The organism is Microbacterium ureisolvens (assembly GCF_015278315.1).
GTDB lineage: Bacteria > Actinomycetota > Actinomycetes > Actinomycetales > Microbacteriaceae > Microbacterium > Microbacterium ureisolvens.
The window spans coordinates 181,699-196,618 of sequence record NZ_JADIJE010000003.1 but is presented as its reverse complement, the minus strand read 5'-3'; the positions used below and the strand labels follow the sequence as shown (position 1 = coordinate 196,618).

The following is a 14,920-nucleotide window of genomic DNA, read 5'->3' as shown; positions in this document are numbered from 1 at the left end:
CTAACTCCACCAATCGAAGGGACGAACGGATGACCGCACAGAAGCTCGACGGGCGCGCGGCTGCGGCCCAGATCAAGGACGAGCTGCGCGAGCGCGTGGCGGCGCTCAAGGACCGCGGCGTCACGCCCGGCATCGCGACCGTGCTCGTCGGCGCCGACCCGGCGTCGCAGCTATACGTCGGGATGAAGCACCGCGAGTCCGAGGCCATCGGCATGAACTCGATCCAGCGCGAACTTGCGGCCGACGCCACGCAGGCCGAGGTCGAGGCGCTCATCGACGAGCTCAACGCCGACCCGGAGTGCCACGGCTACATCGTGCAGCTGCCGCTGCCCAAGCACCTCGACACCGACGCGATCCTCGAGCGCATCGACCCCGCGAAGGACGCCGACGGCCTGCATCCGACCAACCTCGGGCGCCTTGTGCTCAACGTCAACTCCCCGATCACGACGCCGCTGCCGTGCACGCCGCGAGGCGTCATCGAGCTGCTGCTGCGCAACGACTACGACCTCAAAGGCAAGGACGTGGTCGTCGTGGGCCGCGGCGTGACCATCGGCCGCTCGATCGGCCTGCTGCTCACGCGTCGCGAGATCAACGCGACCGTGACCCTGACGCACACCGGCACGGCCGACCTGTCGCATCACCTCCGCCAGGCTGATGTGATCGTGGCCGCCGCGGGCGTCAAGCACATCGTGCAGGCTGCCGACGTGAAGCCCGGTGCGGCCGTCCTCGACGTGGGCGTCACCCGTGAGGACGACCCCGAGACCGGCAAGTCCCGCGTCTACGGCGACGTCGCCCCGGACGTCGCCGAGGTCGCCGGCTACCTCTCGCCCAACCCCGGCGGCGTCGGACCCATGACGGTGGCGCTGCTCATGACCAACGTCGTCGAAGCCGCCGAACGCGCATCATCCTGAACGAAGGAACGAACATGACGTACTCGCTGAACGGTAAGACCGCCATCGTCACCGGCGCAACCTCCGGCATGGGGCACGCTGCGGCCATCGCACTGCGCGACGCCGGTGCCAACGTGGTCGCCGGGGGCCGGAATCGCGAGGCGCTTGCGGCGCTGCCCACGGACGAGCGGTTCGTGACGATGCGCGCAGACGTTACCGACGAGAACGACGCCAGCGCCCTCGTCGACCGCGCCATCTCGGAGTTCGGCGCGCTCGACATCGTCTTCAACGTCGCCGGGGTGGCCAAGGAAGGGTCGTTCCTCGAGGATCGCGACATCTGGGATCAGACGCTCAACACCAACTTTCACGGCGTGGTGAACGTCTGCCGTGCCGCCATCCCCGCCTTGCAGCGCGCCGGCGGAGGGTCGATCGTCAACTGGGCGTCGACCAACTCTTTCGAGTCGGCGCCCCAGTTCTCGGCGTACGCCGTAAGTAAGGCCGCGGTGCTCATGCTCAGCAAGGCTCTCGCCATCGACTACGCGCCCGACAACATCCGGGTGCACGCACTGTGCCCGGGGTACGTGGACACGCCGCTCCTCGAACGGCACGCGCAGCACTACCGCACCCGCGAATCATGGCTGGACAGCGTCGCCGCCGCGCAGCCGCTTGGCATGGCCTCCCCGGAGTCGGTTGCCGACGTCGCGGTCTTTCTGGCCTCCGACGCGTCGCGCATCATGACCGGTTCGGCCGTGCTCGCCGACGGGGGCTGGCTCGCACGCGCCGCCTCGGTAGCGCCGCCGACGCCTTGACGAACTCTGCACGCGGGCGGGATGCGAAACTCCATGCGCTTGATATCGATAGTCCATAGCATCCGTATGCCCACGCGATCACGCACCAAACGCGCGCAGTACCCGACGAGGGACCTGCCGCCTTCGCTTCCTGAACACGAAGTGGATGCCGTCGCCGCACAACTGTGCGGCATCGGCATCCGCATGACAGACGCTCTACCCCGGAGAGTCCATGGGAGACACGATGACCTCGCTCACTTTTGAGCCCACCGACGACTTCGAGTCGCACCGCCAAGGATGGATCGCGCGCGAGGAGAGGGCCGAGCAGCTTATCCCGCTGATCGGACGGCTGTATCGCGACTTCGGCGTCATCACGTCGGTGCACGGCCACCGACTGGTGAATCTCTCTGCCACCGGCGTGCTCGCCGTGATCGACCACGCACGGCAGATCGGCCACGAGGAGATATCGCTCGACGCCCTCGGCGTCGTGCTCGGCACGCTCCTGGACATCTCACCGGAACCCGCATCCGTGGACGTCGCGCGACTTACCACTCTGGTCGTGGGAGACGGCAGTTGCGGAGAGGGCCTGCGCAACGAGTGCGCCAGGCTCCTTCGGCCTTTCGAACGGGCGACGTCGACGGATGTCGTGCTCTACGGCTTCGGGCGGATCGGACGCCTCCTCGCACGCATCCTCATCGGTCAGGCCGGCAGCGGGCACGGCCCGCGCCTGCGCGCCATCGTCGTGCGTCGTGGATCAGACAACGACCTCGTGAAGCGAGCGAGCCTGCTCGCGCGCGACTCCGTGCACGGGCCTTTCGTCGGTGCGGTCACCGTCGATGCCGACAACGACGTGCTCATCGCCAACGGCACCCGTATCCAGGTGATCTACTCCGACGACCCGGCATCCATCGACTACACCGCATACGGCATCCACGACGCGATCATCGTTGACAATACGGGCCGCTGGCGCGACGCGGCGGGCCTCTCCCGACACCTCGAGAGCAGTGGCGCCGCACGCGTACTGCTCACCGCACCGGGCAAGACGCCGCTGAAAAACATCGTGCACGGCATCAACGACCTCACGATCGAGCCCGACGACCGCATCCTCTCCGCGGCCTCGTGCACGACGAATGCCATCACGCCCGTACTCAAGGTCATCGACGACGCCTACGGGGTCGTCCGCGGTCACGTGGAGACCGTGCACTCGTTCACGAACGACCAGAACCTCATCGACAATTTCCACAAGGGCGACCGTCGCGGCCGGTCGGCCGTGATGAACATGGTCATCACGGAGACCGGAGCGGCAACCGCCGTGGCCAAGGCCCTCCCCCAGCTCGCGGGCAAGCTCACCGGTTCCAGCATCCGCGTTCCCACGCCCGATGTGTCTCTGGCGATCCTCAATCTGACGCTCGAGCGGCCGACGACGAAAGACGAGGTCAACGAGTACCTCCGTCGCGTGTCCCTGCACTCAGAGCTGCGTCAGCAGATCGACTACGTCGAGTCGCCCGAGGTGGTGTCCACCGACTTCGTCGGCTCGCACCGAGCGGGGATCGTGGACGGCCTTGCAACGATCGCCGACGAGTCGTCCCTGATTCTCTACGTCTGGTACGACAACGAGTACGGGTACTCCTGCCAGGTGGTGCGCGTCATCGAGCGGATGACCGGCACCCACCCTGACGTCGTACCGGCACGCGCGGAGGTCCATGCCGCCACCACAACGGGCGCCGTCGCGGTTCGCTGACCGAACCGCGACGGCGGGGCGCCTCAGACGGTCAGGTAGCCGCCGTCGACTGGGAGCGTCACCCCGCTGATGAAGCTCGCCACATCCGACGACAGGAAGACCACCGGGCCGGCGATCTCTGCGGGAGCGCCGAAGCGGTTGAACGGCACGTGCCACTGCACGAACTGGTCGTGGTCGGCGTCGGCCTGATCCACCGCCTCTGTCTTGACCCACCCGGGGGCGACGGCGTTAACGCGAACGCCGAGCGACGCGAACTCGCGGCACATCGCTCGCGTGAGCGCCGACACGCCGCCCTTTGCGGCGGTGTAGCTGACGTGGCTGAACCCAGAGGTGAAGGCACACACCGAAGAGATATTCACTACGGCGCCATGCGTGCGTGACAGCGCGGGGAGGAAGGCGCGGGTCACGTTGAAGACACCGGTTAGATCAACGTCGATCGTGCGGTCCCAGATAGCGGGGGACGCGTCGTCGCCCACGTCGGCATAGCCGGCGATCCCGGCGTTGTTCACCAGCGCGTCGAGGTCGCCGAAATCGGTGGCGATGCTGTCGGCGAGCGCCGACAGCCCCTCGCGGTCCGTGACGCCGAGGTGGCGGCTGTGCGCGTCCAGGCCACGGGCGCGGAGCTCAGCGGCGGTATCGTCCACGGAGCTCGTGGCGAGGTCGGTGAGGATGACGCGCGCCCCTCGCTCGGCGAATGCCGTCGAGATCGCGCGCCCGATGCCTTTGGCGGCTCCCGTGACGAGAACCAGCTTGCCTGCGACGTTCATATATTCCTTCTCTGGGATGGGGTCGTCATCGACGGCGGATGGGAATCAAGAGGACGGGGGACGGATGCCGGGGGCACGGGCGATCGCGCCGCCGTCGACCGTGACGACTGAGCCGGTCATGTGCCGCGATGCGTCGGAGGCGAGGAACACCGCCACGTCGGCGACGGATTCGGCAGAACCGATCCCGAGAGGCTGAAGTACGGCGACGCTCTGGTGCCATTCGTCGACGCTGGGGTATGAGGCGGCCTGGGCCCGGATCATGGGCGTGTCGACGTAGCCGGGGCTGATGACGTTTGCCCGGATGCCGTCGGCTGCGTGCTCCACGGCGATGCACTTGGTGAGCATGACAACCGCGGCTTTGCTCACGCAGTACGCGGAGAGCGCGGGCGACGCGCGCAGCGCGCTGTTGGACGCCCAGTTCACGATCACCCCGCCACCCGCTGCTTTCAGCGCCGGGATCGCCGCCCTCACGACGTTCAGTACCCCGGTGACATTGACGTCCATGGTGGCAGTCCACATGTCTCCCGCGTCGAGCAGCAACTCCTCGCGGCAGATCCCGGCGGCGTTGAAGACCGCATGAAGCTCACCAAACTCCGACGTGGCGCGCTCGACGAATCGCGCGGTATCCGCCGGATCGCGCACGTCACAGGTGTGCCGCACCAACCGATCTCCGCTCGGCAGGGACGCGAGTGCGGACGGATCCCGGTCCGCCACGACCACGGCTGCGCCGGCATCCAGCAATGCGAGCGCGGTGGCGCGCCCCATTCCGGAGCCCGCCCCGGTGACGACCGCAACCTTGCCGGCGAGCGGGCTCATCGCACCACGAGCTCGGAGAAGTCGGGTTCGTGCAAGTATCGGTAGACCTCACGGCCGAGGAACGGGCACATCACCGACGAACGGCCGTGCTCGGTCCAGTAGTAGTTCTGCGCGCGTGGGTCGCTCCACATGCGTGTGGCGTTGGCCTCATCCACCTCACGACTGAATTGGCGGTAAGCCTCGACGTCGGGCTCAATCGAGTTCCGCTCCTCAAGGACGAGCCGCTCGATGCACTGCAGGGCGTAGCGCGTGACCAGCTCGTCGAAGGCGGCTGGTTGCAGTCCGCCGTTGGTGTTGGGTCCGTACAACATCCAGAAGTTGGGGAAGCCCGGAATCATCGAGAACCTGTGCGAACGCGCGCCGCCCTCACGCCAGAGTTCCTCAACGGTGGTGCCGTCACGCCCGGTGATTCGCATCGGGAAGAGGTACTCGGTCGCACGGAACCCCGTCGCGTAGACGATCGCATCGACGTCGTGCTGCGTGCCGTCCGCAGCCACGATGCCGTCGGCGTTCAGGCGCGCGATCCCCTCACTCACCAGGCTCACGTCGTCGCGGACGAGTGCGTCGAGCACGCTGTACTCGGCATCCACAAGGACAGCGCGGGCGGAGCGGGGAGGATGCGGCGGCGTCATCTTTCGCACGAGCTCCGGGTCCTGCAGCTTGCGCTCGAGGAAGTCGATGCACAGATCCCGAATGCGCTTGTTGCTCTCGCTGCGCGTGTGCGGGTCGTCGAAGGCGGGATCGATCGCGGTCAGCCCCGCGCTCGCCTCGAAGACGTGGAGCTCACGGAAGCGGAGGAAGTTGGTGTAGTAAGGGAAGTTGCGCTCCAGCCATATCGCTTCCTCGGACAGCGGCGTCAGGTAGCCCTCGGTCTCGAAGAGCCACTGCGGCGTGCGCTGGAAGACGACAAGGTGCTCCACCTGCTTCACCAGCTCGGGGATGAGCTGGTAGCCGGTACAGCCGGTGCCCACCACCGCGACGCGCTTGCCAGCAAGGTCGGCGCCCTCCGGCCACTGCGCGGTGTGCCACGTGGGCCCGGCGAACTCCTCCTGCCCGGCGATCTGGGGGATGTTCGGCCGGTTGAGGAAGCCGACGGCGCTCATCACGCCACGGGCACGCAGGCTCTGGCGCCCGTCGGGACCATCGGTCTCGACGAGCCACACGGAGTCGGCATCGTTCCACGTCAGGGAGACCACCTCGGTGCTGAAGACGATGCTGTCCTCAAGGTCGAAGTGCGACGCGAACCAGTCCGTGTACTTTTTGGTCTCCGCGGCCGGGGAATACGCATAGGGGTAGGGAAAGTCGACGCCCACAGTGTGCGTGTAGGCACGGCTGGGAGTGTCGAGGCGGCAGCCGGGGTAGCGGTTCTCGTACCAGGTGCCGCCGACGCCGGGGTTTTTCTCGATCACGGTGAACGGCAGTCCCGCATGCTTCAGCTGAAGCGCGGCGTTGAGTCCGGCCATTCCCGCGCCGATCACGATAACGGGGAAAGCCGCGAGCTGGTCCTCTGTGGGCTGTTCGGTCCAGGTCAGACCCCGCACGGTCGGGTCGAGCGCGAGCTCCTCCACCCACAGGGCCAGCCCCTCCTCGGGGATGTCCTCTCCAGACGCCAGCCGCATGCTCGCCGGAAGCGTGCCAACGTCGCCGACGGGCACCTCGAGTGTCCGGGTATCGCGCAGGTTCTTGAGGTACGCGGCCGCCTTGCCGCGCAGCATCCGGACGTCCTCGTCGCTCTCCGGACGCGGCACCGAGAGCGGGTGGGTGTCGTCGCGACCCACCGGCACGTCCGCGACCTCGACATCATCGGTCAGCTGGAAGAGCAGGCCACGAAGAATCATCGGATCGGCGCCGCGGCGGCGGCGTCGATCATCGCGTCCGATGCCGCGTGCAGCTCGTCGGTAACCAAGACGGGACGGGCATTGGCCACAACGGCGTCTTCCTCGACCATGCTCATGTGCGCTCCTCCGTGTCGTTCAGCGCTAGTCCTTTTGCCCATTCGAATGCCGCCGAAGATAAAGGTCAAGTGAAACTGACGTCAGTGGGGATGTAGGTTCTCTTAAATGGACCCTCGTCGCCTCCGCATCCTTCTCGCCGTGGCCCGCACCGGCAGTGTCGTCGCCGCCGCGGAGGAGCTCTTCATCACTCCCTCTGCGGTGTCCCAGCAGCTCAAGCGCCTGGAACGAGAGGCCGGTCGACCGCTCGTCATGCGCACACCAAGGGGTACCGTGCTGACACCGGCAGGAGTGATCGCCGCCGAAGCAGCGGAGGAGATCGAGCGCGCCGTGGGCACGGCGAACGCCCGGATGCGGGAGGGCGCCGGGCCCAGCGGCGAGGTCCGTCTCGGCGCGATCGCCAGCGCGCTGAGATCGATCATCGTGCCGCGCGTCGCTGAATGGGGCGAGCGGTACCCACGGCTGGCCATCCACCTCGTGGAGGGCGATACTCAGTCGCTGACGCGTGACCTCCGGCGCCGCGAGCTCGACTTGGCGGTCATCGAGCTCGACACCGAGGTCACCGAGGAGCAGCTGCCCTCGGGGATGATCGAGCAGCCCCTGGTGGACGACCCGTGGCGCCTCGTGACGCCGGCGGCGTGGATGATCGACCGGGCGTCGATCACCACCCGCCGTCCACCGTTGCCATGGCTCGGCGTGGATGCCCCGATCATGGAGCTCGCGATTCAGCGCCTCGGGCGCATCACGGCACTCGAGAGCGCGCCCATCCACCTGTACTACGACCCGGCGACCGCGGTCTCGATGGTCGCCGCCGGTCAAGGCGTCGCGGTGCTCCCGGCCCTCACTCTTCCCGGCACGGATCTGAGCAACGTGCGGGTCATCGATCTCCCCGGGCTCGGCACCCGCAGTCTCGTCCTCCGCGGGTTCTCTAGCGACGCGGCGCCGAACAGCCCGGTCGGCGCGGTGGTCGGCGCCATCCGCCAAGCCGTCGCCTCGCTCGATCTGCGGCCGGAGTGACGGCACGCCCAGGCATGCACGAGGACCGGCCTCGTCGGTGCGAGTGCCGGCCCTCGGTCAGAACGTCAGCCCTTGACGTAGGACTCCAACTCCTCGAGAAGTTCCGGGTACTGCTCGAACCAGGATGCAACGGCATCCTGTTCCTGCCCGGGCTCGAACTGGTTGTAGATGGCGTCATCCAGGCTGTTGAACTGCTCATCGGTGAGGGTGAAGTTGGACATCATCTCCGCCGCTGCGGGCGACTCTTCGGAGAACGCCTTGCTGGCGACGATGTTGAAGGTGTAGTCCGGCCCGTAGGCCTCCTTGGGGTCTTCCAGCTTCTTGATTGGGAAGGTCGTGTTGACCCACCACGGCGTCCAGACGGTTACCGCCACGGGCTCCTTCGCATTGGTGGCCTTGTCGAGTTCGGCGAGCATGGCGGCCGTGGAGGATGCCTTGAGCTCGAAACCCTGGTCCAGCCCGTAAGCCGGAAACACCGCCTCCTGCGTAGTCTTGACCAGCCCCGATCCGGGCTCGATGCCGTAAATCGTGCCGTCGAAGTCGTCCGCATGTGCAGCGAGATCCTCGAGCGAGTTCACATCCGTCATGTAGTCGGGCACGGCGATGTAGATGGCACCGTTCTCGTAGTAGGCGCCGAGGTCGTCAAGGTTGGCCTGGTACTCATCCCAGTACACTTTGTGCACCGACGTCGGTGCGGCCGAGAATGCATCGACGTTGCCTTCCGCGGCGGCCGTGAAGATCGTGGCGATCTCCGTCAACTCGGTCGTCTCGAACGTGTAGCCGTTGCGCTCTAGGACGTACTTGAACACGCTCGAGACGTCGAGCGCGTCATTCCAGCCGGGGACGATGGCGAACGTGATGTCCTTATCCTCCCCTCCGGTGGCGGCGGCATCGCCCGCGGACGGGCTCGATCCGCATCCCGCGACGAGGAGCGCCAGGGTCGCCGTGGCGAGTGCGGCACCGATCTTCTTCAGACTGCTGTTCATTACATGCCTTCCTCCCTCCTCCAAGAGATGCCCGTCGCGTCATCGCGCCGATTGTGTGGAGGAGCGTTCCGGCCATTGGATCGCTCGCGGCGATGAAGATCAAGCGACTATGAACTCAGGTGGGATGTAGATCTTCTTCATCAGACCGAAAGCCTACGGCGCACTCGCCCAAAATATCGATTGTGCACACAATGTGCGTGGGCAGAGCAGCCCACACCGAGAAGGGATCCCTTGCAAAACCTCACCTGGCTCCGAGGCGCCGTGTCCTCTCATCTCTCGCCGCGTGCAGCGACTCGGCATCCAACCACGAGAGCGACAAGAGGATTGACCGGCACCCGCGCACTGCGGGTGCCGGTCGGTTCGTGCGCAATCAGTTCTTGAGGTAGGACTCGAGCTCCTCGAGCAGGTCGGGGTGATCCTCGAACCACGCGGCGACAGCCTCTTGCTCCTCGCCCGGTTCGAACTGGTTGTAGATGGCGTCGTCGAGAGTGTTGAACTCGTCATCGTCGAGCTTGAGGCTCGACATCATCTCCGCTGCCTTCGGCGACTTCTTCGAGAACTCGGCGTTCGCGACCGTGTTGATCGTGTAGTCCTCCCCGTACGCCTTCTTCGGGTCTTCCAACCGGCGCATCGGGAACACGGAGTTTACCCACCACGGATTCCAGATGGTCACGGCCACCGGCTTCTCCTCGTCGACCGCCTTCTGCAGCTCTGCCAGCATCGCCGCGGTGGAGGAGGTCTTCTGCTCGAATGTGTCGCCTAGTCCGTACGCCGGAAACACGACGTCCTGGGTCGTCGTGGCAAGACCCGACCCCGGCTCGATGCCGAAGATCGTTCCGTCGAACTCGGCAGCATGAGCCGGGAGGTCCTCGATCGACGTCACGTCGCTGACGTAGTCGGGTACCGCGATGAAGATGGCGCCGTTCTGGTAGTACGCGCCGAGATCCTCGAGGTCGTCTTTGAACTCGTCCCAGTAGACCTTGTGGATCGAAGTGGGTGCACTCGAGAAGACATCGACGTCTCCTCTGGCAGCCGCGGTGTACACGGTCGCTATCTCACTGAGCTCGGTGATGTCGAACGTGTAGCCGTTGCGCTCCAGTACGTACTTGTACAGATGGGCAAGGTCGAGATTGTCGTTCCATCCCGGGATGATCGCGAAGTTGACCTCCTTGTCCTCACCGCTCGTCTGCTCACCGCCCGAGCCGCCCGACGCGCAGCCGGCGATGCCCACGCTCAGAAGGGCCGTCGCCGCTACGGCGACAATCCTGATCAGTTGTCGGTTCATCAGTTGCCTCTCTTGTTCGACGCGATGCGACGGGTTGTCGCGTCACGGGTATTGCCGCAGACCGAGATGACCGCCTGGGTCATCGCGAGCCCGCGATCTTTCCTCCGTCTACGACGAGGGAGGAGCCTGTGCAGAACGAACTGTCGTCGGACGCGAAGAAGAGGATCGCTCCGGCGATCTCCTCCGGGCGCGCGAATCGGGGAATGGGCTGTGAGCTCGCCGCTTTCTCGAGCGCCCGTCGCAGGGTCGCGTCGCGCCCAGCGAGCAGCGGGGTCTCGACGAATCCTGGGTGCACGGCGTTCACACGGATCCCCGCGGCTCCCAACTCGAGCGCCGCGGCCTTCGTCACCCCGGTCACCGCGAACTTCGCCGCCACGTAGGACGCGGCTCCCGAGGCGCCGACCAGACCATCGATCGACGAGACGTTCACGATCGACCCCCCGGACGGCGCCATCAACGGATGCACGGCGCGTATGCCATGCCACACCGATTCGAGATTCAGATCGATGATGCGGCGGTGGACCAAGGCATCCTCATCGACGAGCCGGCCGCCTCCCCGCCCGCCGCCGGCACAGTTGACGAGCACGTCAAGTGCTCCGAACGTGCGGTGAACCTCCCCGACGGCGTCCTGCCACGCACGCTCGCTGGTGACATCGACGCTCACGGCGATAGCTTCTCCGCTGATCTCCGCGGCCAGAACCGACGCCGCCTCGTGATCAAGATCGAAAATAGCCAGCCGTGCACACTCGGCGGCGAGACGTCGTACAGTGGCAGCGCCGATGCCGCTCGCGCCGCCCGTGACGACGACGACCTTGTCCTTCAGCCTTTTCGACGTGCCCATCTCATCCACTCGGATCGTCATGCGATCGGGAGAGGCGGCGGTGAAACCGAGGCACTCTTGGCCGTGAGCCCACCGTCCACCATGACGGCCGATCCGGTGGTCAGCGCGGAGGCGTCCGAGGCGAGGAACACGGCGGTCTCGGCGATCGCCTCGGGCGAGGCCATCCCGAGCGGCTGCGTCTTCAGAATCGCTTCGTGCCACGCTTCTGGACTGCCATACGCCGCGCCGAGGTCGCCCGCCATCGGCGTGCGCACCCATCCTGGGCAGATCGCGTTGGCGCGGATGCCGTCTTCGGCGTGATCGACTGCGATGGACTTCGTGAGCATCAGCACCGCCGCCTTGCTGACGTTGTACGCGGCGAGGTTCGGAGTCGCCTGGAACGCGTTCGTCGAAGCCCATGTCACGATCGCCCCGCCCCCACGCGCCTTTATCTCTGGGATGGCTGCGCTGCAGACGTTCAGAGTTCCGTCGACGTTAATTGCCATCGTGCGCGCCCACACGATCCCGGCGCCGACGATGGACTCCGGCTGGCAGATTCCCGCGGCCGTGCAAGCGATGTCGAGTCCACCGAACACGGCGACCGCGGTGGCGACGACCGCCGCCACGTCGCGCTTATTCGTCACGTCGCACTGCACGGTACGCAGCTGCGGGTGCGGCGCCAGGCTGAGCAGACCGGCCTCCGAAACGTCGGCGGCGACCACGCTCGCGCCCGCGGCGAGCATGGCCTCAGCAGTCGCGCGCCCCATCCCGGACGCTGCGCCGGTGACGATCGCCACCTTTCCCTTCAGGACCTCTGACACGGTCAAAACTCCTTTTCCGTCGTGCCGGCAATGTGGGCGAGCGCTGCCGGATCCTGCAGCAGCACAGCGAGATCGTTCAAGAACCGGCCGCCTGGAACGCCATCGACGGCCCGGTGGTCGATGGTGAGCGACAACGTCGACCGGTCGCCCCGCATCCGACCGACGCCCAGGATCGCCACCTGAGGCCGCTGGACGACGGGCGTGAAGAAATCCACACCGAAGCTGCCGAGGTTTGTCACCGTGAAGGTTCCGCCGCTGATCTCCGCCATCGTCAGACGGCCCTGCTTGGCCGAGGCGGCAGAGGCAGATGCCGCCGCCGTGATCTCCGGCAGTGTCATACGGTCTGCGTTGCGAATTACCGGAACCACCAATCCGCCTCGATCGGGGGCGACGGCCATACCGAGGTGTACCGCGGTATGCCGGTGAATTTGCCTGGCGTCCTCATCGATCGTCGCGTTCAGCTCGGCGTGGTCGCGCAGCACGCGTGCCGTCGCCATGAGAACCAGGTCGTTGAGAGTGGGGCGGGCATCATCCGGGAACGTGCGACGCCACGCGATCACTCCGTCCGCGTCGTACTCCCGATGCAGCGTGAGCTGCGCGGTGTTCTGAAGGCTGTCGAGCATGGCGTGCGCGATGGCCCCCCGCATGCCCTTGAGCGGTACGGTCTCGACGCGGGAGTCCTCATGCGAGAGCTTCTCGTCCATCAGCCCTCGGCCGGCCGAATGCGGGCGATGACCTCACCGACGGGCACCTCGTCGCCCGGCTCGTACAGCAGTTCCTCGACGATCCCTGCCGCCGTGGACTCCACGACGTCGTTGGCCTTCGCCGTCTCGACCTCGACGAGCGCGTCGCCCTCGGCGATAGTGTCCCCAACCGCCTTGAGCCACTCGACAATGTAGGCCTCGCTAGTGCCCATGCCCCATTGGGGAAGTGTGACGTCCATAGTTCGTGTTCCTCTCAGCTAGATGCCGGATCAGGCGACGACGCGGCGCACTGCCGCGACAACGCGGTCGACGTTGGGAAGTGTGCTGTGCTCCAGCGGTGAGCTGAAGGGCGTCGGCACGTCGGCGCCGGTGACGCGCTCGGGGGCCGCCTTCAGCGACCCGAACGCCTCCTGGGCGATCGTCGCGACCAATTCACTCGCAAAGCTGCAGGTGAGTGGCGAGGGGTCGACGACCACGACGCGCCCAGTCTTCTGCACCGATCGGAGGATCGAGTCCACATCGAGAGGAACAAGCGATCGCGGGTCGACCACCTCGACCGAGACTCCCTCGGTCTCAAGCTGCGTCGCGGCGCGCATTCCGAGCCGCACGCCGTTGGCGATGCCGACGATCGTGACGTCCGTGCCCTCGCGCTTCACATCGGCGAGGCCGAACGGGATCGTGCGCGCCTCGGCGGAAATCTCCTCGCGGACGCCCTGAACGTTCGAGTCTCGGAAGATGATGACGGGGTCGTCCTCGCGGATCGCGGTGAGGGTGAGGCCGCGCACGTCATCGGGTGTCGTCGGCGCCACGATCTTGAGCCCGGGGCTGTTGGTGAAAAGGGAGATCGGGCGATCGGCGTGATGCGCCGCCTGATTGCCGCCGTAGTACAGGCTGGCGAGGATGACGAGCGGAACGCGCGCCTGCCCATTCGACATGTAGCGCAGCTTCGCCGCCTGGTTGACGATCTGGTCCATCGCCGAATACAGGAGATTGGAGAATGTCATGTCGACGATCGGCCGCATCCCGGTCATCGCTGCGCCGATCGCGGCCCCCAGGAAGCCCGTCTCCGAGATGGGGAGACTGCGGACCCGGTCAGCGTGGAACTCATCCACGGGGAAGTTGCCGAATACGCCCGCACGGAGATCCTGGCCCATGAAGAACACGGAGGGATCGCGGTGCATCTCGGACGCGATCGCACCCAGATTGGCGTCAAGATAGGACGTACGGACAGTGCTCAACGGGTGACTCCTCGAACCGGGATGGGCGACGCGTAGATGTTCTCGAAAGCCTCCGAGGGATCGGGGAACGGGCTGTCGAGGGCGAACTGCACAGCGACCTCGACCTCTGCCGCCACCTCGTCCTCGAGGTCCTGAAGCTCCTTCTCCGTCACCGAGCCCTCCTGTAGGAGGCGGTCCGCGAGCAGCACGATCGGATCGCGCTGCTCCCATTCCTGCACCTCTTCGACGGGTCGGTACTGGTAGCCGACAGCCATCCGCATGAGTTCTGAGTGCTCGCGGAAACGGTAGGTCTTCGCTTCGACGAGCGTGGGCCCCAGGCCCGATCGACCGCGATCGACCGCTTCGGTCACAACTGAATGCACGGCCAGGATGTCCTGTCCGTCGACGATCACTCCCGGCATGCCGTATCCGGCGGCACGGTCGGCGATGTCTTCGATGGCCATCGCCTCCTTTGCCGAGAACGACACGGCAAAGCCGTTGTTCTCGCAGAAGAAGATCGTCGGTGTCTTCCAGATCGCGGCGAGGTTCAGTGATTCGTGGAACGGACCGGCGTTGGCCGCGCCGTCGCCGAAGAAGCAGAGTGCGACGCGACCGTTCTTCTGCATCTTCGCGCTGAGGCCGGCGCCGACGGCGACCGGGATGGACCCTGCGACGATGCCGGACTCGCCCAGGCTCCCAACCGAGAAGTCAGCGAGATGCATGGAGCCGCCCTTACCACCGCAGACACCGTCGGCTCGGCCCAGCAACTCCGCGAACAGCGGCCCCAGCTTGGACCCCTTCCCGATCGGATGACCGTGTGAACGGTGGTAGCCGGTCATGTAGTCGTCGGTGTTCACCGCCATGCAGGCGCCCACGATGGCGGCCTCGTGCCCGATCGATGTGTGGACCGAGCCGGGCATCAGGCCGCGGGCTTGCACCTCGATCGCTCGAAGGTCGAAATGGCGGATGCGCAGCATCCGTCGCTGCATTTCAATCTTGACTTCGGTCGTCACGTCGGCGACGTCTTCGATGGTCGTCATATCCGCCTTTCGCGTCATTGCTCCGCCCGTGGCATCGGCGCCGGACGAACGATGTAGCCATTGCACGCCTCTGGCG

At 66.2% G+C, this 14,920-nt stretch carries 15 protein-coding genes; 4 read left to right on the top strand and 11 right to left on the bottom strand.

The genetic code is table 11. The features are described from left to right. The first annotated feature begins 29 nt into the window (after positions 1-29). From IM767_RS05825 to IM767_RS05815, 3 genes are all read left to right on the top strand, one after another. Positions 30-911 (top strand): bifunctional methylenetetrahydrofolate dehydrogenase/methenyltetrahydrofolate cyclohydrolase, encoded by an 882-nt coding sequence (locus IM767_RS05825; RefSeq protein WP_109212218.1) that lies wholly within the window; start codon positions 30-32, stop codon positions 909-911. A gap of 14 nt (positions 912-925) precedes the next feature. Continuing rightward, positions 926-1,699, top strand: coding sequence for an SDR family NAD(P)-dependent oxidoreductase (locus IM767_RS05820; RefSeq protein WP_109212219.1), 774 nt, complete (start codon positions 926-928; stop codon positions 1,697-1,699). 223 nt (positions 1,700-1,922) lie between these two features. Then, positions 1,923-3,419, top strand: a complete 1,497-nt coding sequence (locus tag IM767_RS05815; protein ID WP_109212239.1) for a glyceraldehyde-3-phosphate dehydrogenase — start codon at positions 1,923-1,925, stop codon at positions 3,417-3,419. Positions 3,420-3,442: 23 nt separating this feature from the next. On the opposite strand, the gene IM767_RS05810 is transcribed toward IM767_RS05815, so the two are convergent. From IM767_RS05810 to IM767_RS05800, 3 genes are read right to left on the bottom strand one after another with little or no spacing between them, the layout of a single operon-like run. After that, on the bottom strand, positions 3,443-4,186 hold the full coding sequence (locus IM767_RS05810) for an SDR family NAD(P)-dependent oxidoreductase (protein WP_109212220.1): 744 nt from the start codon (positions 4,184-4,186) through the stop codon (positions 3,443-3,445). 45 nt (positions 4,187-4,231) lie between these two features. Next, positions 4,232-5,002: an SDR family NAD(P)-dependent oxidoreductase gene (locus IM767_RS05805; protein ID WP_109212221.1), complete on the bottom strand. Its 771-nt coding sequence runs from the start codon at positions 5,000-5,002 to the stop codon at positions 4,232-4,234. Beyond that, positions 4,999-6,717, bottom strand: coding sequence for a flavin-containing monooxygenase (locus tag IM767_RS05800; protein WP_198425700.1), 1,719 nt, complete (start codon positions 6,715-6,717; stop codon positions 4,999-5,001). The genes IM767_RS05805 and IM767_RS05800 overlap by 4 nt, the downstream gene beginning before the upstream one ends. A gap of 345 nt (positions 6,718-7,062) precedes the next feature. Between IM767_RS05800 and IM767_RS05795 the strand changes: the two genes are divergently transcribed. Beyond that, positions 7,063-7,971, top strand: a complete 909-nt coding sequence (locus IM767_RS05795) for a LysR family transcriptional regulator (RefSeq protein WP_109212222.1) — start codon at positions 7,063-7,065, stop codon at positions 7,969-7,971. A gap of 65 nt (positions 7,972-8,036) precedes the next feature. On the opposite strand, the gene IM767_RS05790 is transcribed toward IM767_RS05795, so the two are convergent. From IM767_RS05790 to IM767_RS05755, 8 genes are all read right to left on the bottom strand, one after another. Next, positions 8,037-8,957, bottom strand: coding sequence for a glycine betaine ABC transporter substrate-binding protein (locus IM767_RS05790; RefSeq protein ID WP_109212223.1), 921 nt, complete (start codon positions 8,955-8,957; stop codon positions 8,037-8,039). A 370-nt stretch (positions 8,958-9,327) separates the two neighbouring features. Beyond that, positions 9,328-10,242 carry a glycine betaine ABC transporter substrate-binding protein gene (locus IM767_RS05785; protein ID WP_109212224.1) on the bottom strand — a complete coding sequence of 305 codons (915 nt, stop codon included), beginning with the start codon at positions 10,240-10,242 and terminating at the stop codon, positions 9,328-9,330. Positions 10,243-10,321: 79 nt separating this feature from the next. After that, on the bottom strand, positions 10,322-11,104 hold the full coding sequence (locus tag IM767_RS05780) for an SDR family NAD(P)-dependent oxidoreductase (RefSeq protein WP_109212225.1): 783 nt from the start codon (positions 11,102-11,104) through the stop codon (positions 10,322-10,324). Further along, positions 11,101-11,883, bottom strand: coding sequence for an SDR family NAD(P)-dependent oxidoreductase (locus IM767_RS05775; RefSeq protein WP_109212226.1), 783 nt, complete (start codon positions 11,881-11,883; stop codon positions 11,101-11,103). Before IM767_RS05775 ends, IM767_RS05780 begins: the two co-directional genes overlap by 4 nt. 2 nt (positions 11,884-11,885) lie before the next feature. Further along, positions 11,886-12,587: a 2-oxo acid dehydrogenase subunit E2 gene (locus tag IM767_RS05770; protein WP_109212227.1), complete on the bottom strand. Its 702-nt coding sequence runs from the start codon at positions 12,585-12,587 to the stop codon at positions 11,886-11,888. Then, positions 12,587-12,826: a lipoyl domain-containing protein gene (locus tag IM767_RS05765; protein WP_109212228.1), complete on the bottom strand. Its 240-nt coding sequence runs from the start codon at positions 12,824-12,826 to the stop codon at positions 12,587-12,589. Before IM767_RS05765 ends, IM767_RS05770 begins: the two co-directional genes overlap by 1 nt. Before the next feature lie 30 nt (positions 12,827-12,856). Continuing rightward, positions 12,857-13,825 (bottom strand): alpha-ketoacid dehydrogenase subunit beta, encoded by a 969-nt coding sequence (locus tag IM767_RS05760; protein ID WP_198425699.1) that lies wholly within the window; start codon positions 13,823-13,825, stop codon positions 12,857-12,859. Continuing rightward, complete coding sequence (locus IM767_RS05755; protein ID WP_198425698.1) at positions 13,822-14,844, bottom strand: thiamine pyrophosphate-dependent dehydrogenase E1 component subunit alpha; 1,023 nt, start codon at positions 14,842-14,844, stop codon at positions 13,822-13,824. Before IM767_RS05755 ends, IM767_RS05760 begins: the two co-directional genes overlap by 4 nt. Positions 14,845-14,920: the final 76 nt, after the last annotated feature.

What these genes read in the sequence shown, in the direction of transcription:
- IM767_RS05825 (WP_109212218.1), top strand. Translation starts at nt 30, where the DNA reads ATGACCGCACAGAAGCTCGACGGGCGCGCGGCTGCGGCCCAGATCAAG.
- IM767_RS05820 (WP_109212219.1), top strand. Translation starts at nt 926, where the DNA reads ATGACGTACTCGCTGAACGGTAAGACCGCCATCGTCACCGGCGCAACC.
- IM767_RS05815 (WP_109212239.1), top strand. Translation starts at nt 1,923, where the DNA reads ATGACCTCGCTCACTTTTGAGCCCACCGACGACTTCGAGTCGCACCGC.
- IM767_RS05810 (WP_109212220.1), bottom strand. Translation starts at nt 4,186, where the DNA reads ATGAACGTCGCAGGCAAGCTGGTTCTCGTCACGGGAGCCGCCAAAGGC.
- IM767_RS05805 (WP_109212221.1), bottom strand. Translation starts at nt 5,002, where the DNA reads ATGAGCCCGCTCGCCGGCAAGGTTGCGGTCGTCACCGGGGCGGGCTCC.
- IM767_RS05800 (WP_198425700.1), bottom strand. Translation starts at nt 6,717, where the DNA reads ATGCTGCGCGGCAAGGCGGCCGCGTACCTCAAGAACCTGCGCGATACC.
- IM767_RS05795 (WP_109212222.1), top strand. Translation starts at nt 7,063, where the DNA reads ATGGACCCTCGTCGCCTCCGCATCCTTCTCGCCGTGGCCCGCACCGGC.
- IM767_RS05790 (WP_109212223.1), bottom strand. Translation starts at nt 8,957, where the DNA reads ATGAACAGCAGTCTGAAGAAGATCGGTGCCGCACTCGCCACGGCGACC.
- IM767_RS05785 (WP_109212224.1), bottom strand. Translation starts at nt 10,242, where the DNA reads ATGAACCGACAACTGATCAGGATTGTCGCCGTAGCGGCGACGGCCCTT.
- IM767_RS05780 (WP_109212225.1), bottom strand. Translation starts at nt 11,104, where the DNA reads ATGACGATCCGAGTGGATGAGATGGGCACGTCGAAAAGGCTGAAGGAC.
- IM767_RS05770 (WP_109212227.1), bottom strand. Translation starts at nt 12,587, where the DNA reads ATGGACGAGAAGCTCTCGCATGAGGACTCCCGCGTCGAGACCGTACCG.
- IM767_RS05765 (WP_109212228.1), bottom strand. Translation starts at nt 12,826, where the DNA reads ATGGACGTCACACTTCCCCAATGGGGCATGGGCACTAGCGAGGCCTAC.
- IM767_RS05755 (WP_198425698.1), bottom strand. Translation starts at nt 14,844, where the DNA reads ATGACGACCATCGAAGACGTCGCCGACGTGACGACCGAAGTCAAGATT.